Raw genomic sequence first — 20,898 nt, 5'->3', positions numbered from 1 at the left:
CTACCGACTATTGAGTCAGCAGGGTGCTTTTTTATTTACGGCCTTTTAACTAACTGATCTTGCAAACTTTCCTTACTGACCTAAGTTACTGAGTAAGCTGACTGAACTTCGGCAAGCTCTTCACAAACCTTTGGTGCACATCCATATAGGTTTGCATATAGATTTCATCGATACTGTCACCACTAGGGAAGCTCGATGAGAAGTCGGCGTGCTTACGGTCAATCGACAATTTAGCGGCCTCGACAATATGAGCAATGAACATTCGAGGGTCTTCCAAACCGATAGAGATACGCATTGTGGTCGGTTTGATGCCAGCTTCATTGAGTGCCTCATCGCTGAGTTCTGAGTGCGTAGTCAGTGCCGGACACAGCGCCACGGTATTGGTTTGCCCCAAACTCACTTGCATGCCGATTGCAGGTTCAAGCATGTCGAAGAACTGTTTGAACCCATCTCGATTGATTGGTGCTCGGTCTCCGTTACCTTCCATATCGATAGTAAACAGCGCTGCTGGTAGCCCTAAATACATGTTGTTCTGGCAGTGCTCATAGTTATCGCTGTCTGGCAAAGCAGGACACGACACATTGATATCAGGATGTGCATCAAAGATCTTCGCAAGGGTCAAAGTATTGATGGTTTTCTGCACCACTCGCATCTCATAGGTTTTCATACCATTAAGCACTTCGAACGCTTTGTCTGCATCTAAGAAGGCGCCTTTGATGTAATACACATTCCAAAACAGCGTTTCGTTCCATGGAATGGTGACCTCATCACCGTTAGGTTTGGTGAAAGTGACCTCCTCTCCTTTTGGCACAAACATAGTCTCATTGCGACCAATCACAACCCCAGCAGTTGTGATGCCAGAACCCGCCAGTTCTTTTGTGTAAGAGTGAATGACATAATCGGGCCTTTCCATCACATCAACACGTTTCAGTACTGGATGTAATAAAGGCGTGCCCACTGTCGAGTCAACAATCACATCCCAGCCACGAGAGTGACCAGCTTTGCTGATACTAGCAACATCCAACACGTATCCATGCGGGTTACACGGTGACTCTAGGTAGACGTAGATTTTCTTGCCCGCAGCGAGGCGATCTGCGTATTTATCGGCAAGCTCATCAAGTCGCGTCGCAAACTCATCACCGGAGTAACCATCCACCCACTCTACCGCGACATTCAAATTAGAAGGCTTGCCAAACCAATCTTCCAACAACTGGTAAGAACCGCCGTAGATATTACGTGAAGCCAAGACAATGTCTTCATGCCCGAGCAAGTGGCTCAACAACCCATCAATGGCCGCCATCCCTGAGTTGAAGTTCCAAGCTAGGTACTCGTTCGCTCTAGAACCAGCCTCAATATCAACCATATGATTAGCCAGAGAAATTGAGGTTGGGTTAAGCAGTCGAGAATAGATATCGTGCAGCGGCTCTTTACCGTTAAACGCATCTTCGATCCATTCTGTACACGCAAACAAATAGGTCGCGGTGCGCGTAATAACAGGGCTTGCAGAGAAGATAGCCGCCACATTATCAAAGATAGGATACGCACCTTTAGAGGCAAAGTTACCATTGTTAGTAGCGATAGATTGGTAAGTGGCACGCATTGGGTTTTGCAGGTTATCGAGGATCTTCGCGATCTGGAATGACAAGAAGCGTTTAGCGTTAAACCAAGCGATTCGGTCACTTTTGTCGAGTTCTGAAAGTCCATCAACAGTCAGCGCCCAAAGGTCGTGTGTCTTGGTATTGGCTTGGTACAGCGTTGTAGCCAGTTCAATCAGCGTGATGCCGTAATCACTGTTTGGGTCGATACCAAAATGCTTGGCTTGCTCAATGGCAAGTGCTTCTGCTTGTTCGTGTTTGGTGGTTTTTCGCAGCGGGCTAAGTTGAGTTGAAGTATTCATAGTTCCTAAGTCATTCCATGCTTGTTATTCCTCCTTTAATTTTAGTTTTGGGCAGATGTTAAAAATTGCTATTTGCTAAGTAAGGCATACACTTTGAGCAATAATATTGCCAAACTAAATTCAATATTGATGGATTATGCTAATGGACGAGATCGACAAGAAAATACTGGCTGAACTGCAAAGCAACGCCCGTCTGACTAATCAAGAGTTAGCCGATCGCGTGTCGCTATCGCCCTCTCCTTGCTTACGCCGAGTTCGAGCACTAGAGAAACAAGGGATTATTCGCGGCTATCACGCCAGCGTTGACCAAGAAGCGTGTGGTCTGCCTGTGAATGTGTTTGTGTTGGTAAAGCTCGAAAAGCCGACTGAAGAGAACATGCGAGACTTTGAGCAACACATTGAGGTGATTGATGAAGTGTTGGAGTGCTTTTTGATGACAGGCAATCACGACTACCTATTACATGTGGTCAGTGAGTCGCTCAAAAGCTACGAGCAGTTTATCCGTAAGCAATTAACTCGCCTGCCTAATATTGCGTCTATTGAATCCAGCTTCGCCTTTGGTCAGGTAAAAACAAAGACCAAGTTGCCCGTGAGGTAAATTCCACTAGGGCTGAGCATTGTGTAAAGCTATTTTATGAAATACGATAGATATGTAGCGTATCTTGGAATTTCATATCGTGGCTAATACTGTTCGTGACATCAATCAGCAATTTTGGAGTAGCAAACGTGTTCCACACCTGACAATTCGAACCACATATAACAGTACTCAAGGTTACAAAGCCCATAGCCACTCGGAGTTATCAGTTGGGATCATTAAGTCAGGATCGACTTGTTTATCTATGAATGGGGAACATGTCATCCTCAATGAAGATGATATCATTCTGATTGAACCGAGTAAGGTTCACGCTTGCAATCCAGTTGGCGGCAAGCCTCGTAGTTACCACATGCTTTATGTCGATAAAGCATGGTGTTGTGAAATGCTTTCAACTTTATATGGATATGAGGTCACTCAATTTATTTGTGACCAAAACCTGTTTACATACAGTGGAACAGAGAAGAGTCTGACAGACTTAATTTGCGAACTGCTAGAGCAGGAATCTCAAGAACTTGTTTTGGAAGTCAATCGTGAAGTGTTAAATCTACTGAGTTTTTTTTGCTCACCATTGACCGTTCGAGAAAATGATGACGAGTTTGCCTATAAGGTAAGAAATTTACTGTTAGAGAATATAGCTAACCCACCATCACTAAATGTTATTTCTCAACAGCTTAAACGACCTAAAGAGTCATTAATCAGAAGTTTCAAACGTCGCTTTGGTATAACTCCCAAATCATTTTTAAATAATACCCGCGTTGAAAAAGCCAAGCTCTTATTGAAATGCGGCATGAATATAGTTGATGTCGCCACAGAAGTTGGTTACTCAGATCAAAGTCAATTACATCGTGCTTTTGTTAACTATACTGCTTCTACACCACGGCAATACCAGCGGGTAACGTCAATTTTCGACAATAATTCCTAGACGCAAAAATCTATAGTTCGATAATAATTTAACTATAGGTAATTATTAATGTTGTTTACTACCCTTTTCCCTGTGGCATTTCCTGCTTTGGCAATAGCCCATTTCGTCGCACTATTAAGCCCTGGTCAAGATTTTTTCCTGATCGTAGCTCATTCAATCCGACATAAACTGCAAGGAAGCCAGTTTATTTGTCTTGGAGTTGCGATGGGAAATGCAGTCTATATCATGATAGCAATACTTGGATGGACGAGTATTCGTGATAATCCAGTGATCTTTTCGGTGGTTGAAGTTTTAGGTGCTATTTACCTACTGTGGATTGGTACAAGGCTACTTAAAAGTAAAAGAAATGAGACTCTCCTTGAAGCAGAGCAAGAAAAAGTCCCTTCTGCAATAAAACAACTATTACTCGGCCTAAATTCAGCACTACTTAACCCTAAGAACGCTTTATTCTATATGAGTCTCATGACGGTCATTCTAGGAAGTGAAGTTACACTAGTTCAGCAAATGTCTTCTGGTGTATGGATGTTTCTTGCTGTTCTTCTTTGGAATTTATTGATTGCTGTGGCAATTGGACAACCTCGTATACAACAATATCTGAAGCGCAGCATACACCTAGTGGAAAGAGGTGCGGGTGTTGTTCTTATCTTTTTCGGCGTAGTACTATTCGTAGACTATCTGCCTGCTTAAAACACAGCATTTTTCGTAAACATATCAGCGTGAATTGTTGACAATGAAATACCCATTTCAACGCAAATCGACCACCGCTAACAGCGGTGGTATTCGATGTTAGGGATGTTAACAGTTATCTGGTGCGTAACAACAGTCCAATCCTCATAACTCAGAAATGTCCATCTTCGCGCAAGCAGAAATAACGAGTTCAGACCAGCCCCATTCCTTGTTAGAGGTGCCAATTAACCAACCTAAACCTTCGAATAATTTTCAGTTCATTCGGGTAATGAAGGTTTGCTCGTCATCGACAAAAGCCACATAGTCGCCGTGGTAGATAAACACCCGACCACGCCCTTCAACGATACACGCAAGCTGTGGATTCAAATCTTCTTCAAGATCTTTACTTTGAAACGTACCGGTATCGGTGATCACACCGCGGAGTGTCGGTAAAAATCCATAGCTGCGCTTGGCTTGATCAATCAGGCTCAATTCACTGGCGGTAGAAAAGTAAGATGGAATTGGACCAGCATCTTCGATAAACATCGGTTTTAGTTCTTCAAAAGCTGTAATCACCAGCCAGTCGATGCCGTTAACATGATGGATAAACATTGTTTATAAATACCTAGTTTCTCGATAATTCAGATGCGGGGATTCTATCATTATCAAATACAGAACGTGGGAGAAATTAAGGAGCTACAAATAATCAGACACACACTATCTACAAAGCCTAATACTTGTCTACTTACTCTACGACTAATGTCTAACTGTCTGAGACTGTTTGTTTTTTTTGGTTTGATATAAGGTACTAACAACTAAATGTTAATGAATTTTTAATTATAAGTTGACACATTGTTTGCGCTTCTGCGTGAGTCAATAACGTTTGTTGGAATAACACATCTAGATGTGTGAGCGAAAGGAATCAGAATGAGCAGTACTTTAGAGTCCGTAAATATACGACCAGATAAGCCTCAAACCAATGAGGACGAACTCACTTATGAACAACAACATAAACCAAGATCGGAATTTGAATCCCGCGAACAATATTTAGAGCATGAGTTACAAATCATGGCGCCTAAACGCTGGCGTCCCAATTTGCCGTTTAAAGATTATCGATTTGAGATAGAAGACACCATCCCAGCGATGGCCGCTACCATTGGTAAAGTGGTTATGGTGGGAGCGATTGCTGCCACATTTGCCGGGGCGCTCGGGCTAAATGAAGGCTTTATTTTAGAAAACGTTCGTTATGAACTCCTCATCGCCTCTGTTTTCATCATTCTATTCTCTGGCTTTTTATTGCCGACTGCTAACCTCGCCGGTACACACGGTCCACTCATCCCTTTAATTCCAATTGTCGTTGCAGCTGGCGGACACCCTATGGCCTTTGGGTTACTGATTGGCGCTTTTGGCCTAATCTTAGCCATCAGTAAAGGTGGCAGCATGTTGGCCAACCTCACCAGTAAAGGCGTGTGTGGCGGCTTATTACTCTACCTTGGTTTTGTTGGAACCGCCTCTCAAGTTAAGAAACTGTTCGCTTGGGCTGAGGGAATCGGTATGAGCCATATCGCGTTTGTCGTAATCTTTTGCACCATTATCTTGTACGCGCTATTGGAACACTTCCGCAAACGTTGGTTAGCCGTCCCTCTTAGTTGCTTACTGGGTGGTACGATTGCGTTTGCCATGGGTGCACCATTTGCTTTCCACACTGAGCCAGGCTTACCTAACATGAACCCTATGTATTGGTGGGGAGAAGATACAGGTTGGATGCTTGGTCTACCAACGATTGAACACTTCATGGTGGTATTGCCGTTTGCGATTTTAGCCGTCGCTATGTGGTCGCCAGATTTCTTAGGGCACCAAGTATTTCAAAAAATCAGCTATCCAGAACGTACCGAAAAAGTACACATGAACATTGACGATACCATGACCACGGCTTCAATTCGTCAAACGTTCGGTTCTCTGCTTGGTGGTACTAACTTTACGTCTTCATGGGGTACTTATATCGTACCGGCGGCGATTGCTAAACGCCCTATTCCTGCTGGCGCTTTGCTGACGGCTCTGTTCTGTATCATCGCCGCAGTTTGGGGCTACCCTATGGATTTAGCGATATGGCAACCCGTACTTTGTGTTGCGCTCATTGTTGGGGTATTTGTGCCATTGCTAGAAGCTGGAATGGAAATGACGCGTGAAGGGAAAACCACGCAATCGGCAGCGATTGTTGTATTTTCTTCAGCGCTCGTTAACCCTGCATTTGGCTGGTCTCTCACCATGCTGTTGGATAACTTAGGCCTGATAGGTTGTAAAGAACGTAGCGGTAAACTGAGTAAAATGAGCCGTTGGGTGTTGCCGGGCATTATGTTTATTGTACTAAGTGGTGTGATGGCGTTGGTTGGTCTTCTACCAGGAGTACCAGCGATTATCCCAAGTTTTCGTTAACCTCTAAATAAGAGTTATTGAATATTTGGCCCTTGCTGTTATTAAGTTTTGGTCGGAATACAAAAGGCCTCGTAATCGCGAGGCCTTAGTTTAATAAAGATATATCTATTGCTGAATAACTTCGCACTTGGTTTCATCTAAACCAAGCCCTTTTGCAGTTAACTGACATTGCTCTTTAATGTCTGTTATCTGGTTCTCCCACTGCTGATCAAAAGATGGAAGTGAATTACTGTTGATAGTTGCGAAATACTGATCGCGCATTAATAAAAAGTTTGACCTAATAGCCTGTTGATCAGCATAAACCTTAACAGCCTTAGTGAGCAGTGTTGCGATATCTTTCGGATCGTATGATATTGACTGTCGACCATCCTTATCTGCCCCACCGAGGGTAATTTGATACAAGATGTCATAATAATCACGCTGAATACGATGCACTTGTTTCTGATATCTATCGTAACTGGCTTCTTTTACGGCCTTGTTTAGCTTATCAATATTATCTTCCGTAAATTCATTAAGTATTTCAAAGGTATTGTTTTTTATTATTTCCGATTTGTCCTTCTGCGATTGCACAATAATTGAGTATGAAAGCTCATTGAGACGCAATGCCCTGCTCAATGCTAATTGTTTTGCTTGCGGTGAAATAACAAAGTTGATGATATCGTCCGCATTAGGCTTGGTGTTGGCGTACACTTCTTTAATATCAGTGACCTGTTTCACTTGAAAGTCGGACATAAGTGTTGAGTTAGTTAGTACATCTCCTTGTACAAATTTAGGTAAAGGCCTTGGAGCACACCCGATAACGGTATCTAGGGCTCTCGCGCCTAACGTAAGTTCGTTGCTAAAAACTTCAGTAAGTTGGTCGTTGTAAGGTTGGCACCAAGATTTGTCTGCAACTTCGTTTGTAGACACACACCCAGCGAGTAATAAAACGATTAGTGTTAGATACTTATACATAAGAAATCTCTTTATCTGACGTTGAATTTAAAGCCTCCCCACATGATGAAAGGTGCTGTTAAAGTTATTTTTATCAGTAAAGAGGTCATTACAGGTTAGATTAACCATTAACAGACAAGTGTGATATCTGTTGTACATTTAGCAGTGAAGATATAAATATTCCGTATGTTCGATACCTAGTTTGTATGTGACGTACATACCCCTCGAATGGAGTGACCCGATCTCTTGAGATATAAGAATGAGGGGGAGAACATTCTTTGCCGCTGAACATATAGCAGCACATGTAGCGATCGGTATTCAGTTCCTCCCCTTTATCGTTGCCAACAAGAGATTGGAGATGTAAACCAAGGGGAGGTTAGGAGGGGATTATCAGCCTATTCTCACGTACAACTGCCCTACTTCACTGACTTCACCGCATTCATCAACGTTGTGTTGAACTGCTGTGGTTGCTCAAGCATTGGGAAGTGACCTGAGTCTTCAATGTAGTAAATGCTGTAATCCTTAATGTGTTTCTTGTTCGCTTCTGAATCGGTTGGCCATAGACGAGCGTTAACCAATATTACTGGCACATTCACGTTCTCATACACGCGGTGTGCTTCGCCTGTCACGTATTGTCCTAGATAATGGCGAAACTGGTTTATCGCGATAGCTGGCGGTGCTGATGCCATGTCTTGTGTTACCCAGTAAAGTAAATCCGCGTCTACGTCTTTTGGTAGCGAGTCTTTCACGAACGTAGTGATACCCGCTTGGAAGTCTGCTTCAAATGGTTTGGTCATTGCATCTAGATCGCTTTGTGAAACCGCTAGTGCGACGTTTTGCGATGTGTCGACACCAAGAATGCCCTTCACTCTTTTCGGCATCAGTTTAGCGGCTTCTGCAATTACGCCACCCGCCATGGAGTGGCCGACTAAGATGACTGAATCGAGTTGTTCTTTTTTGATGACTGCTTTGATGTCTTCAGCGAACGCGACCATGGTTTACTCTTCACGGTTGAACGATGAGTTACCGTGCCCTGCTAAGTCCATAGTGATCACTTGGTACTGCTTTGAAAACTCACTCACTTGGTTTTGCCAAAGCCTGCTGTCTAAGCTCCAACCGTGAATGAAGATCAATGCCGTTTCCCCGCTCCCACTTTTGCCATAAGCAATTTGCTCACCATCGTGAGATATCGCAATACCGTACTTAACCGTTGAAGCATGAGCCATGGCATTAAAGCTACCCAGCGCCATGAATACCAAGAGTGTAATGTTTAGAATTAAACGTTTCATAGTGTCTCTCTACATACTTTAAAAGGAGCACAGGAAGCGCCCCTCTCAATCAATATAGTCACTATAAAGTGTGAAGCTTTAGACGGGTCAATAGAGATTTAGATAAAGAGCTCTTCTGTTGTGGTGACTTGACCAGCTCATTTTTGCCCTGTTCCTTGTCTCGACTGATTCAACAGCCACTCAACCAAAGTAACGATTGACTCACTTTTCCTCATCTAATTATGTGGCCAAATATACTACCCCACTACAAGCACCATATTCCTTTGGGGCAATCATTTTCTCTTACTTTTATTGTAGTTATAAAGAGCAACACATGACATTATGCTATACGTCTCGTATTAAAGGCACCACCATAAATATTCAGTAGTAACTGATAAATTGAGGATCATCCATGAAACTCCAGCTTGATTTGGCTAACTGTTATGGCATCAACCAACTATCTAAAGAGCTAGACTTTACAAAGTCGGCTACTAACGATGGCATTAATTCGCTCTACGCTCCAAACGGAACGTTAAAAACTTCGCTAGCTAAGACCTTTAAGGATGTGGAAGAAAACAAGGATACAAAGGATCTTATCTTTCCAAGTCGTACAACGTTAAGAAATATCAAAATTGATGGTGCCGATCTAGTGTCAACCCAAGTAATGGTGATTGACTCTTATAATGGAAGCTATAGCTCTCAACAACTTTCAACTTTGTTGGTTAACGAAGAGTTGAAACAACAATATGACACGGCTCTTAAGGAAGTAGATGGCAAACGTTCAACTCTCATAAACGGGGTTACTAAAAAGTCAGGGAAACGAGATGTCCCGAGTCTATTCAATGAAGCTTTTGGGATACCTCAAAAAGAACTATTAGGGTTACTTGTAACACTTTCTGAGCAGACAAACCCCGACTATACCCAATATGGAGAATATAAGTACGATACTTTATTTAACCCAAAAGCTCTCCAGCTCATTGCCTCAGAAGACTTAAGCAAAGACCTTGCAGACTATGTCGATACTTATGAAAAGTTGATTGAAAACTCTACAGTTTTATCCAAAACTTTTAATCACCAAAAGGCTGATGTCGTTTCAAAGAGTTTAACAGATAACGGCTTCTTCATTGCTTCGCATAGTGTCAATATTTCAGTCGATGGTTCTAAGCAAGAGGTTTCTTCAAAGTAGGAGCTCAATGAGTTACTACAATCCGAGCAAGATAAAGTACTACAAAACCCCGAATTAAAAGAAAAGTTTAGCCGTGTTGATAGCAAGTTGAAAAACAAAGAAACTCAAGCTTTTCGAGATCTAATTTCAGAGCATCAAGACTTGCTAGGTGAATTTACCGATGTTGATGAGTTTAAAAGAAAAGTTCTAATCGGGTACTTACAATCTAATCAAGCTGCTTGGGATGACTTAGTTGCGACATATAAGTCTAATCAAGAGTTGGTGGCGAATATTGTCCATCAAGCACAGCAACAAAAAACAACTTGGGAAACCGTCGTTGATACTTTCAATAAACGCTTCAAGGTTCCATTTAAACTTAGCGTAGAAAATCAGGATGAGGTAATTCTAAATAACGTCGCTCCAGCTATAAAGTTCGAATTTAATGACGGGCGGGGTGAGTCAGAGGTCGTTAGTCAATCAAGTTTGGTAGACGTTTTGAGTCAAGGCGAAAAGCGAGCACTTTATATCCTTAACGTACTTTTTGAAATTGAAGTGAAACGAAACAATATTCAGCCACTTTTGGTTGTGATAGATGATATTGCCGATTCTTTTGACTATAAGAACAAGTATGCCATTGTTGAGTATCTCCGTGATATTACAAAAGTGGCTCATTTCAGCTTGCTATTACTCACTCACAACTTCGATTTTCATCGAATTGTGAGTAGTCGACTAGGCGCGAAACGTCAGAATCGTCATATGGCAACAAAGTCATCAACGGAAATTGCTCTAAAGCCAGAAAAATATCAAAAAGATGTATTTAATGCTTGGAAGCAAAACTTAGCTACAAATGAAGCTTACCTGTTAGCCAGTATCCCATTTGCTCGAAATCTTGCAGAGTATTGTGGTCATGAAGATCACTACAATAGTTTGACATCTCTTCTGCACCTAAAAGCAGATACTAAAAACATCAAAATTAGCGATATGCAAGCGATGTATCGTGAGATCTTTGTAGATCAACCAGCACTAGAACTGCCAAACAGTGAGTCATTGGTGTTTGATAAGATAATAGAGCATAGTGATGCGCTTGTAGCTGATCCTCAAGAAACACCCGAGCTTGAATGTAAAGTTATTTTGGCTATGGCTATCAGGTTACAAGCTGAGCACTTCATGATCACCAGAATAGCTGCCCCAGCTTTTCTTGAGGGGATTAGTTCAAATCAAACTCGTGCACTTTACGATAAATTCATTGAGCTACACCAAGCTGAGCAAGACACCATTAGTTTACTGGATCAAGTTAACTTGATGACTCCAGAGAACATTCATTTGAACTCATTCATGTATGAACCAATCTTGGATATGTCCGCTCATAGCTTGTATCAGCTGTATTCTGACATACAGGTGTTAGTAAACGGTCAAGGGTAAGGAAAGTAGAGTTACTGACCAAGATGCGATCTATTGATTTTCTTAATGGGTGTTTCTTTAGCACCCTTTAAGCATTATTCGATATACACTGTTGTTCCAACTGGTTGTAGATTTAGACCGCTCCAAAACGACAAAGCTCTTGACATGTTAGCAATGGTTGATACTGTGTTTATATACATATATAACTAGTGTGGTATAAATTTGCTTATAGATACTCCTCGAAACTTAAGATCTGTGGTTCGAAGCTTACTTCAGAAACCGTTCGACTTTTCTTTATATGATTCCCTATCGAAGCTGGATTCTGGTAACTTCATAGAAAAACGTAGTGATAAGGAGCAACTACTAGATATCGCTAACTTTTATGACCAAATAAAAGTAAACCTCTCCTCTCAACTACCCTTGCTTATTTATGAACTTGAAAATAAATATAAGTTCAAAGTAACTGATTTGAGTCATGCCCGCGAATTAGTTAGATACAACTTGGATACTCAAAGATGTGGTGATTTTGGTTTCGACCCAGAACAGGCGATGGAAACTAACGTAGTTTCTAGGCAACTTGATCGAATCTATGATTACTTCTCCCTGACCAGATCTGGCAAGGAACCTCCATTGACAGGGGATTCTCTATGTCGAGTACTAAAATTTTTCATATTTAATGAGTTGCTAGCGTTGACGCTAGCAGGGAAATTGAATGTGTCCAAACTCGAAAAAACTTATGTATTTCAAGTTCGAGATCTAGAGCAACGTCAAATTATAGATAGGCATTTATTCGCAAAATCAATGGCTACTGAGTCCTCAAAGGCTGATATGTATTTGGTCCGCCTTATATCTGAGTTGAACCTTAAGCTTAATAAAAAACACATAGACTTAGTGGGAGAGTTAATACTTAACAAAGAACTCTTTATAAAAAAACAACATCTAACCAAAAAATCATATGAAATCAAGTCGACAATTTTCATTGTTAACGCTGCCAACCTAGTAGGCGCTTTGCTTTTAGCAAAAGTAAAGCAAACCAACATAAAATTAAATAGATACGAACTTAGTATGATTGGGTTGGACTATGACTTTGTAAAAGGCTTTGTCTTAGAGCATAAATCTAGACTAATTACAGAGCAGTTTATCGTCTGCAATGACAATGGAATCGAGCTGTCTGTAGAGTCATGGGCTTCAAACTTGCCAGCGCTTCTTAAGGATAAGGTTGAAGAATTAGGTGAGCTTGACAAAGTTCGAGAGCATCTAGGAGGCAAATTTTTTGAAGTGGGCTACATATTCAACGAGCTAAATGAAAGCCCTGATTATTCAGATCGATTTATAGTAAAGAAAGGATTTGATAGAGATCAAATCGTCGGGAGCTACAAGAATAAGGCCGATGTAGACATTGTTTTATATGATAGGAACATTAAACATTATTATTTCCTGCAAGTTAAGTTCTCTATAGAAGGGAATACACCATACTTCAGCGGAGCAGTCAAAAGACTACAGCAGGATTTATCTAAAGGCATTGAGCAGCTAAGTGAAGCTAAGCGATTGCTAGAGAGTGGTCGATTAAGTGAAACAGTTAAAAATTTAGGTTTCAAAGATACGCCTTCACTTAATAACTCAAGCTTTATAGTTCTTCATAACTTACCCGATTATGATTATCAGGTAACTAACTATGGTATTGCCTTATATGACTGGAACTCTTTTCGCAACTTGATACTTGATTTTAGAATATTATCTCCTCGCGAAGACGGGCTGTTCGAGTATAGAGGCGATTACATCGCGAAGTTGGATGACCCTGATGCCGTAATTGGCAAGTTCTTTAGTCATCATCCTGTATTCAAGGGACAAAAGGACAATATTCTGTTAGCAAAAACATCCAAACTAAATTTTGAGCTTGAGAATTACAATATTGTTGCAATCGGCGTTGGGATATAACCTGCGGGGCAAGATTATGAAGCCCCTTGCCGGAAAGGACATGAGAAATATAAGCGTTATTTCGATTTGCTTCCTTTTAATACCACCGTTGAACGGTTTTTTTTCTGTCAGTAGGTTCAGTGCCATATGTCGGACGACTACAACGTTTTCCCTGCCTGCTCTCTGCGTATTCGACAAGCATCTTCATCGAAACCGACACCCAATCACCCGTGCATTTGATACGCGATACACCAATGAGAACGAGTACTCCTAATAATGCTCTAGCCGACAATTTAGCTGAACTAATGTAGTATTTTATTTGCATTGTTTCCGCTGTTTTACCAGACTCTTAGCGAATCTTTGGAAAACTTATCGAAAAAACAATAGTTGCTAACTAACAGTATTTGCCAAAAAGTTAGAATACTGCATTTGTTTTTCACATTAGTTTACTACATCACTATGAAAAACTAATTCTAACGACTGGAATAGCACTATGAGCATGTGGTGCACAAATGAACTGGATAAATGACTTGGCCACTTTTATTTCTGCTGAGTGCATGATTGCAATACCAGCGCGAATCCGAAAAGTCGTTTTTTTTGGTTCGTAACTCGGAAATGTCTAATTGCAAGTTAGCACCCTACTCCTTATCCAACAAAAACAAAAAAGGCCTCGCAATGCGAGGCCTTTGGTTTTTCTATCTATCAGAAGAGATTAGTCGCGAAGTGCTGCGCCAAATTTCTCTGAGATTGAAGCTACGATAGCATCTACTGAACCAGCGATGTCTGCATCTTCTAGTGTGCGCTCTACAGACTGTAGGCTAAGTGCGATAGCTAGGCTCTTCTTACCTTCTTCAACGCCTTGACCAACGTATACGTCGAACAGTTTAGCGCCTGTTAGGAATTCGCCACCAGCAGCGATACACGCTTCAACGATGTCGCCAGAAGCGACTGCTTCGTCAACAACAACGGCGATATCACGACGGTTTGCAGGGAACTTAGATACGGCTACTGCTTCTGGAAGCACGCGAGTGTTGATAGCTGCCCATTCGATTTCGAATACGATAGTACGGCCGTTAAGACCAAACTTGCGCTCTAGTTCTGGGTGAACAGTACCAATGATACCCACTTCTTTGCCATCAGCCATAATCACTGCTGACTGGCCTGGGTGAAGTGCTGGGTTGCGCTCTTTTGCTTCATAAGAAAGGGCTTTGAAGCTGTATGCGATTTCGTTTGCAGAAAGCTCAAGAACCGCTTCTAGGTCACCTTTAAGATCGAAGAAATCTACAGTGTTAGTTGCAATGTCCCAGTGCTCTTCGCCACGATTACCCGAGATAACGCCCGCAAGCATCATTTCTTGGCGCATGCCGTTTTCAGCAGTTGCTTCAGGGATGAAGCGTAGGCCTGATTCGAATAGACGAACGCGAGACTGTTGACGCTTCTGGTTGTGAACAACTGTGTTTAGAAGACCTTGGATTAGGCCAAGACGCATTGCTGACATGTCCGCAGAGATTGGGAATGGCAGGATTAGCGGCTCAACACCAGGTACAACAAGTTTTTGCTGTTCTGGTTCTACGAAGCTGTATGTGATTGCTTCGTGGTAGCCACGGTCTACAAGAAGGTCACGAACGCGCTTAAGCGGTTGGTTAGCTTCTTTGTGGTCATTCATTTTAAGTGCCGCTTTAGGCGCTTGGTTTGGAATGTTATCGTAACCGTAGATACGACCTACTTCTTCAATTAGGTCTTGCTCGATTGCGATATCAAAACGCCAAGATGGAGACGTTGCCGTCCAGCCAGCATCAGTGCTTTCAACTTCACAACCTAGGCGAGTAAGAATTTCCACTACGTCTGTAAATGGGATTTCGTGACCTAGTAGGCTGTCTAGCTTAGCGCGACGTAGAGCAACTACGTTTGCTTTAGGAAGATCAGCTTCAGATTCGCTGCCGTTTACTGGCGCAACTTCACCACCGCAGATTTCAACTAGAAGCTGTGTTGCACGCTCCATTGCTGCTGCTTGAAGTGTTGAATCAACACCACGTTCGAAACGTAGAGAAGAATCAGTGTGAAGGCCGTAAGCACGTGCGCGACCACGGATGTGATCCGGTGCGAAGAATGCCGCTTCAAGAAGAACGTCTGTTGTTTCAGTAGTAACACCTGAATCTTGACCGCCAAAGATACCAGCGATTGCTAGTGCTTTATTGTGGTCAGCGATAACAAGTGTGTTGCTGTTTAGTTCAGCTTCGTTGCCATCTAGAAGTGTTAGCTTTTCGCCCTGCTCTGCTAGACGAACCACGATACCGCCTTCGATCTTAGCTAGATCAAATGCGTGCATTGGTTGGCCTTGCTCTAGCATCACATAGTTTGTGATGTCTACAACTGGGTCGATTGAACGGATACCACAACGACGCAGTTTTTCTTGCATCCAGATTGGAGATTCCGCTTTCACGTTTACGTTCTTAACCACACGGCCAAGGTAACGTGGACAAGCATCCGTTGCTTTGATTTCAACAGATACTGTGTCTTCAATGCTTGTTGCAACAGTTTCAACTGCTGGCTCTGTAACGTCTGCGCGGTTTAGTACGCCAACTTCACGAGCAAGGCCACGGATGCTGAAGCAGTCTGCGCGGTTTGCTGTTAGGTCTACGTCGATAGTTACGTCGTTAAGCTCAAGAAGCTCACGTACGTCCATACCTAGCGTTGTGCCTTCAGGCAGCTCAAGGATGCCGTCAGACTCTACGTCGATACCTAGCTCAGAGAAAGAACAAAGCATGCCGTGCGATGGAACGCCACGTAGTTTTGCTTTCTTGATTTTGAAGTTGCCAGGAAGTACTGCGCCAACGGTTGCTACTGCGACAGTTAGGCCAAGACGACAGTTAGATGCACCACATACGATATCTAAAAGCTCTTCTGCGCCGATATCAATTTTTGTAACTTGTAGTTTGTCTGCGTCTGGGTGCTGACCGCACTCAACCACTTTACCTACTTTAACGCCGGTGAATTCACCAGCAACAGGTTCTACATCGTCAACTTCCAAACCAGCCATAGTGATTTGGTGAGCTAGCTCTTCGCTGTTAATTGCAGGTTTAACCCACTCGCGTAGCCAAGATTCACTGAATTTCATAGTTTTGACTGCCCCGGATTACTTGAATTGTTTAAGGAAACGAAGGTCGTTCTCGAAGAACGCACGAAGGTCATTTACGCCGTAACGAAGCATCGTTAGACGCTCTACACCCATACCGAATGCAAAACCAGAGTATTTCTCAGGGTCGATGCCAACAGAGCGAAGTACGTTAGGGTGAACCATGCCACAACCTAGAACTTCTAGCCATTTGCCATCTTTACGTTTCACGTCAACTTCAGCTGAAGGCTCTGTGAACGGGAAGAATGAAGGACGGAAACGCACTTCAACTTCTTCTTCAAAGAAGTTACAAAGGAAATCGTTAAGAATGCCTTTAAGTTGTGCGAAGTTTACGTTCTCATCAACTAACATACCTTCCACTTGGTGGAACATTGGCGTGTGAGTTTGATCGTAGTCGTTACGGTAAACACGACCCGGAGCAATGAAGCGGAATGGCGGTTTGCCGTTTTCCATCGTACGGATTTGAACACCAGAAGTGTGCGTACGTAGCATTAGATCAGGGTTGAAGAAGAAAGTATCGTGATCAGTACGAGCCGGGTGATCGTCTGCGATGTTTAGTGCATCAAAGTTGTGGAATGCATCTTCGATCTCAGGGCCAGACTCAGTGCTAAAGCCAAGCTCACCAAAGAACTGTTCGATACGCTCAACGGTGCGAGTCACTGGGTGAAGACCACCGTTCTCAATGCGACGACCTGGTAGGCTCACATCGATAGTTTCTTCAGCTAGTTTCGCTTCAAGCTCTGCACGTTGCAGTGCGTCTTTGCGAGCTGCGATCGCTTGTTGAACAGCACCTTTCGCTTTGTTGATCTCTTGACCAGCAGTGCGACGCTCTTCAGGTGGAAGTTTACCTAGGCTTTGTAGTTGAAGAGTGAGTTCACCCTTCTTACCTAAATACTGAACTCGCACTTCATCAAGTGCGACTAACGAATCTGCTGTATCAATAGCAGTCGTTGCATTAGCAATGATCTCTTCTAGATGTTGCATCATTTCCTCATCTACCAGTTGGTAGTGTCCGTATCGGATGATTAGTTTTTTAGATAGCTACACATAGTAATCAAACACGCAACTAATGCCAAATTGAATCGCTAAAAGAACAAGTTATTGACTAAAAACACGGCAAATTTAACAGGACATTAATGAGGAGTAGGAAGAAGTGGAACAATTACTGGTGCCACTTCTTAATTTGGAAATGACCTGAAGGCTAGATCTGAATCGAACAAACGCTGTTCTTCCCCGCGTTTTTCGCTAAATAAACAGACTCATCAGCCGCTTTAATCAATTCATTCATTGTTTCAAACTCTTGGCTCATTTCAGCCACACCGACACTAATGCTGCCAATCCAAGATTGGTTGCCAGTTTCGATCTCTAATTCAGACACTTTCTGTCGAGTCGTTTCTGCGATGTGCATGCCCCCATTAAGGTCAGTATCCGGGCAAATCACCAAGAACTCATCGCCCCCTAATCGACACACAATATCATCGTTGCGAAACCTGTTTTTCAGTTCGTTCGCGAGGGTTTGTAACACCAGATCACCAGCATCATGCCCACAAGTGTCATTAATGCGCTTGAAGTGATCGGCATCGATCATAATGCAGACTAAAGGTATGCCAAATTCTTTCGATTCTTGCCAATGCAAAGCTAACTGTTTAAAAGCACAACGACGGTTAGGTAATTTAGTGAGTGAATCGGTTAACGAGAGCTCTTCGAGTTTCTTGTTCGCTCGTTTCAATTCTGCTGTACGTTCCTCGACTTTGTCTTCGAGTACCTGGTTGAACCGTAACAACTGTTTGTTTCGTTCAGAAACTTGTTCGAATAAGCCTTTAAGCGCTGCTAGTAAAGGGATGGTTGAAGAGTCTTGCTGCTTTTCTTGTGCCTCAAAGGCTTGAAGGGGTGTTGCCCCCTCTTCTATCGCGGCCACTTGTCGCGCCATGTTTTGGTCGATGCCAAGGATGTGATAAGCGAGCCAATGGATGAGGAAGTCTAATAGCTGACGTGCTGATGCCTGATCTTCTTCCAATATGAAGGCTTGCATACTGTAGATATCTCGCATAAAAACACGATGCACTTTGATGTGTTCTTCTATGTGTAAATCATAAACTCCGCACCCTCTCATCAAAGATTCTTCTTCTTTAAAGTGAAACTCAGCATAACTTGTGAGATCAAGTAAAGCGATGCTAATGTCTTCGACTGAAATAGTATTCTCAGACAGCAGGTTTCCGTAGTGGTTGATAAAACCAACAAGGTATTGATGTTGTTCGTCTACGACACCAATACCTGTTTCAAAGTTTTTATCCCAATTAAATGAATTCATAAATCCCTTAGGGCCGATACCACCAGCATAATTTGCATGCATATTCGGAGGTTATAGATGCTCGAAAAATACAACCATTTTACCTATAGGGCTATTCGATTATTTGATCCATTTTATAAAAAGACGACTTTGAACATTCTAAATATAATTCATCTTAAATTTGAGACGCTCCCTTTAACAAGAGCGCCCCACGAATCCAACATTAACTTATTTGAAATGCTCACTTTTTGTAAAGACTAAAAATAGTACTCCAACGCCACCTCAACAAAGTCATCCTTGCGAGCAAAGAATAATAAGTCTTCAGCGGTTTCGTTCTCAAACAACCAAGCGTTCAATCGCCACTTGAGGTTATTATTGATGCGGCTCGATGCTTCGAGTTTTGCACTGTAGACATCGCTGTTATCTAAGTCTTGAGTGATGCCCGTTAATACCTCGGTTCCATCTACATCGTTTAAGGCGAAACGCGCACCAAGAAACACATCGTTTTGGCCGATGGTTTGGGCGTTATTGCCTCGACTGTCATACAAGTATTCAGCAATGAAGCCGATGTCCCAATACGACTCTAGCGCCCCAACCCACGTGTATTCAAAGCCTGTCGCCACGCTAGTGTGGTTGTCGTAGCTGTCGCGATAAATGCTTTCTAGCTTCCACAACCAATCGCCAATAATGCCTTGTACATCAAGCCCGAAATGCTGCATTTGTGCGTAGTATGGCTTGAGATTGCTGCCTTCCACACGGTAATAAGGGTCGCGATTTGTGCCGCCTAAATAACTTAAACCGACATCCCAGTCGCCGTACATTTGGCTATAACGTAATGCCACATCAACATGCTTTTCTTCTCTCGAAGATTCGTAAAGCGCATCGTCTGATACAGGTACGGTTGGTCTTAACCGTCCGTCTTCCCCTGCAAAGGTACGCTCACGAAAATACGGCAGTAACATAGCATCGATGGTTCCCCACTCTTTTATCGATGTGAAGTGCACCATAGGCTGACCCAATTTCGATTCACCATCGACCGATTCAATAGCATCGGTTTGGTTTACTACGTCCACTAAGTGCGCCGATTCGGTCACGCCCCAAAACACCTTGCCGACACCCGCTCGCAGTTCGTAGTCATCCCAATACGTTAGGTACAGAGCTTCACGAATGTCACCATGGGTTCGCTCGTCGTCTTCGCTGTCTAGGCGATAAAATGGCGTAAAGGTAAAGCTGCCATTACCCTCTTCTTGCTCCCAATAAAACTCTGGTTGTAACACCAGTGAGCTTTGCCCTTTATCTTGCCCTTGTAAGCCATCGCTAAAGAACTGCCTGTGTTCAAGGTTAACCTGCCCTGCCAGCTGTGGGGTGACCTGTTCTACGAACTCAGAGCTAAACCCATCTGCCACACATGGCAACGATACCTGCATAAGCCCCATGGTCGCCACCAAAGTGAAAGATAACTGCGTTCCTGTTGACACAATCCTTTTCATATTCTTGCCTTACTTTGCACGTTTAAGTGTGTTTTTTTGAAAATCCTTGTCCTTAAGACCGGTCTGGAACGCTAAATCTGTCGTGGTTAATACCGTACTTTTACCTGTTTGGTGGTTTTGCATCGACATGGTGTGTGCGCGCCAGTATTGGTTTAGGTATTGTTTGTAGTCTGCGAACGACAGGGTTTTCAGCAATGCGCCTTTACGGTCGTAAAACTCAACCTGAACGGGGCGGTAATATTGTTGATCGAGCCATACTTTCTGCTTGGTGTAGCCTGAATTTTTGTCGGTCGGAACTTGCTCTAAAACAAAGGTATCGACACCTTCGATTTTGGCGTCTTCAATGTAGTTGAAGGTGTACTTTTCTAGCTCAAACGAGCTTAAGTCTTCATAAGCAAATTCACTGCCCATGAACGGGCCCGATTTGTTACGTGAAGAGATGCGTTTTACACGCTTCAACGCAGGCAAATATAGCCATTGGTCATCCGATTTAGAGATGTGTGAATGGTTCAAGAAAGCCGTGCCTTTTACGTCACGTGGCTCATCAAAAATGGTCAGCCCTTTGTCGCCATCGTCATTAACCTCTAACGACTTCAATCGCATTAGGCGCGTACTGCTTTCGCCCTGTTTGTTGCGAAGTAGCATTTCCATTGTCGCGACAGAATCCCCCCACCCCATATCGACAGCTTTACGTTGTTCGGCAATTTCTAGGCCTTTCGCTGGGTCTGCTAACGCAGGGAAAGCTGCAAACGCGCTCATTGTTATCAATGACGTTATTAGTG

At 42.9% G+C, this 20,898-nt stretch carries 15 protein-coding genes and 1 pseudogene; 7 read left to right on the top strand and 9 right to left on the bottom strand.

Annotation, left to right across the window (positions count from 1 at the left end):
* Positions 1 to 85 precede the first annotated feature (85 nt).
* Positions 86 to 1,897: a PLP-dependent transferase gene (locus ACED48_RS08060; RefSeq protein WP_017057484.1), complete on the bottom strand. Its 1,812-nt coding sequence runs from the start codon at positions 1,895 to 1,897 to the stop codon at positions 86 to 88.
* Positions 1,898 to 2,039: 142 nt separating this feature from the next.
* Between ACED48_RS08060 and ACED48_RS08055 the strand changes: the two genes are divergently transcribed.
* From ACED48_RS08055 to ACED48_RS08045, 3 genes are all read left to right on the top strand, one after another.
* On the top strand, positions 2,040 to 2,495 hold the full coding sequence (locus ACED48_RS08055; protein WP_017057485.1) for an Lrp/AsnC family transcriptional regulator: 456 nt from the start codon (positions 2,040 to 2,042) through the stop codon (positions 2,493 to 2,495).
* A gap of 79 nt (positions 2,496 to 2,574) precedes the next feature.
* Positions 2,575 to 3,414, top strand: a complete 840-nt coding sequence (locus ACED48_RS08050) for an AraC family transcriptional regulator (protein WP_017057486.1) — start codon at positions 2,575 to 2,577, stop codon at positions 3,412 to 3,414.
* A 48-nt stretch (positions 3,415 to 3,462) separates the two neighbouring features.
* On the top strand, positions 3,463 to 4,101 hold the full coding sequence (locus tag ACED48_RS08045) for a LysE family translocator (RefSeq protein ID WP_017057487.1): 639 nt from the start codon (positions 3,463 to 3,465) through the stop codon (positions 4,099 to 4,101).
* Positions 4,102 to 4,353: 252 nt separating this feature from the next.
* Here the strand turns inward: ACED48_RS08045 and ACED48_RS08040 are convergent, their stop codons facing one another.
* Complete coding sequence (locus tag ACED48_RS08040) at positions 4,354 to 4,692, bottom strand: hypothetical protein (protein WP_017057488.1); 339 nt, start codon at positions 4,690 to 4,692, stop codon at positions 4,354 to 4,356.
* A 315-nt stretch (positions 4,693 to 5,007) separates the two neighbouring features.
* Between ACED48_RS08040 and ACED48_RS08035 the strand changes: the two genes are divergently transcribed.
* The gene (locus ACED48_RS08035; RefSeq protein ID WP_017057489.1) at positions 5,008 to 6,516 is read left to right on the top strand and encodes a DUF3360 domain-containing protein; all 1,509 of its coding nucleotides are present in this window, start codon (positions 5,008 to 5,010) and stop codon (positions 6,514 to 6,516) included.
* A 105-nt stretch (positions 6,517 to 6,621) separates the two neighbouring features.
* Here ACED48_RS08035 and ACED48_RS08030 read toward each other — a convergent pair whose 3' ends face one another.
* The gene (locus ACED48_RS08030) at positions 6,622 to 7,470 is read right to left on the bottom strand and encodes a hypothetical protein (protein WP_017057490.1); all 849 of its coding nucleotides are present in this window, start codon (positions 7,468 to 7,470) and stop codon (positions 6,622 to 6,624) included.
* A gap of 395 nt (positions 7,471 to 7,865) precedes the next feature.
* A pseudogene (locus ACED48_RS08025) lies at positions 7,866 to 8,738 on the bottom strand (alpha/beta fold hydrolase).
* A gap of 391 nt (positions 8,739 to 9,129) precedes the next feature.
* Here ACED48_RS08025 and ACED48_RS08020 point away from each other — a divergent pair.
* From ACED48_RS08020 to ACED48_RS08010, 3 genes are all read left to right on the top strand, one after another.
* Positions 9,130 to 9,903, top strand: a complete 774-nt coding sequence (locus ACED48_RS08020; protein ID WP_017057494.1) for a hypothetical protein — start codon at positions 9,130 to 9,132, stop codon at positions 9,901 to 9,903.
* An 87-nt stretch (positions 9,904 to 9,990) separates the two neighbouring features.
* The gene (locus ACED48_RS08015; protein WP_017057495.1) at positions 9,991 to 11,304 is read left to right on the top strand and encodes a hypothetical protein; all 1,314 of its coding nucleotides are present in this window, start codon (positions 9,991 to 9,993) and stop codon (positions 11,302 to 11,304) included.
* 201 nt (positions 11,305 to 11,505) lie between these two features.
* Positions 11,506 to 13,221, top strand: coding sequence for a hypothetical protein (locus ACED48_RS08010; RefSeq protein WP_139151193.1), 1,716 nt, complete (start codon positions 11,506 to 11,508; stop codon positions 13,219 to 13,221).
* A gap of 691 nt (positions 13,222 to 13,912) precedes the next feature.
* On the opposite strand, the gene pheT is transcribed toward ACED48_RS08010, so the two are convergent.
* The 5 genes from pheT to ACED48_RS07985 form a co-directional block, all read right to left on the bottom strand.
* On the bottom strand, positions 13,913 to 16,318 hold the full coding sequence (pheT, locus tag ACED48_RS08005) for a phenylalanine--tRNA ligase subunit beta (RefSeq protein ID WP_017057497.1): 2,406 nt from the start codon (positions 16,316 to 16,318) through the stop codon (positions 13,913 to 13,915).
* A gap of 18 nt (positions 16,319 to 16,336) precedes the next feature.
* Complete coding sequence (gene pheS / locus ACED48_RS08000) at positions 16,337 to 17,320, bottom strand: phenylalanine--tRNA ligase subunit alpha (protein WP_004734764.1); 984 nt, start codon at positions 17,318 to 17,320, stop codon at positions 16,337 to 16,339.
* Positions 17,321 to 17,537: 217 nt separating this feature from the next.
* On the bottom strand, positions 17,538 to 18,647 hold the full coding sequence (locus ACED48_RS07995) for a GGDEF domain-containing protein (RefSeq protein ID WP_029627146.1): 1,110 nt from the start codon (positions 18,645 to 18,647) through the stop codon (positions 17,538 to 17,540).
* A 236-nt stretch (positions 18,648 to 18,883) separates the two neighbouring features.
* On the bottom strand, positions 18,884 to 20,116 hold the full coding sequence (locus ACED48_RS07990) for a hypothetical protein (RefSeq protein WP_017057500.1): 1,233 nt from the start codon (positions 20,114 to 20,116) through the stop codon (positions 18,884 to 18,886).
* Between the two features lie 9 nt (positions 20,117 to 20,125).
* Positions 20,126 to 20,875, bottom strand: a complete 750-nt coding sequence (locus tag ACED48_RS07985) for an outer membrane lipoprotein-sorting protein (RefSeq protein WP_230855792.1) — start codon at positions 20,873 to 20,875, stop codon at positions 20,126 to 20,128.
* Between the last annotated feature and the right edge of the window lie 23 nt (positions 20,876 to 20,898).

Source organism: Vibrio sp. 5S239 (genome assembly GCF_041439575.1).
Taxonomy (GTDB): Bacteria; Pseudomonadota; Gammaproteobacteria; order Enterobacterales; family Vibrionaceae; genus Vibrio; species Vibrio kanaloae.
This window is presented reverse-complemented; position numbering and strand designations above follow the sequence as displayed.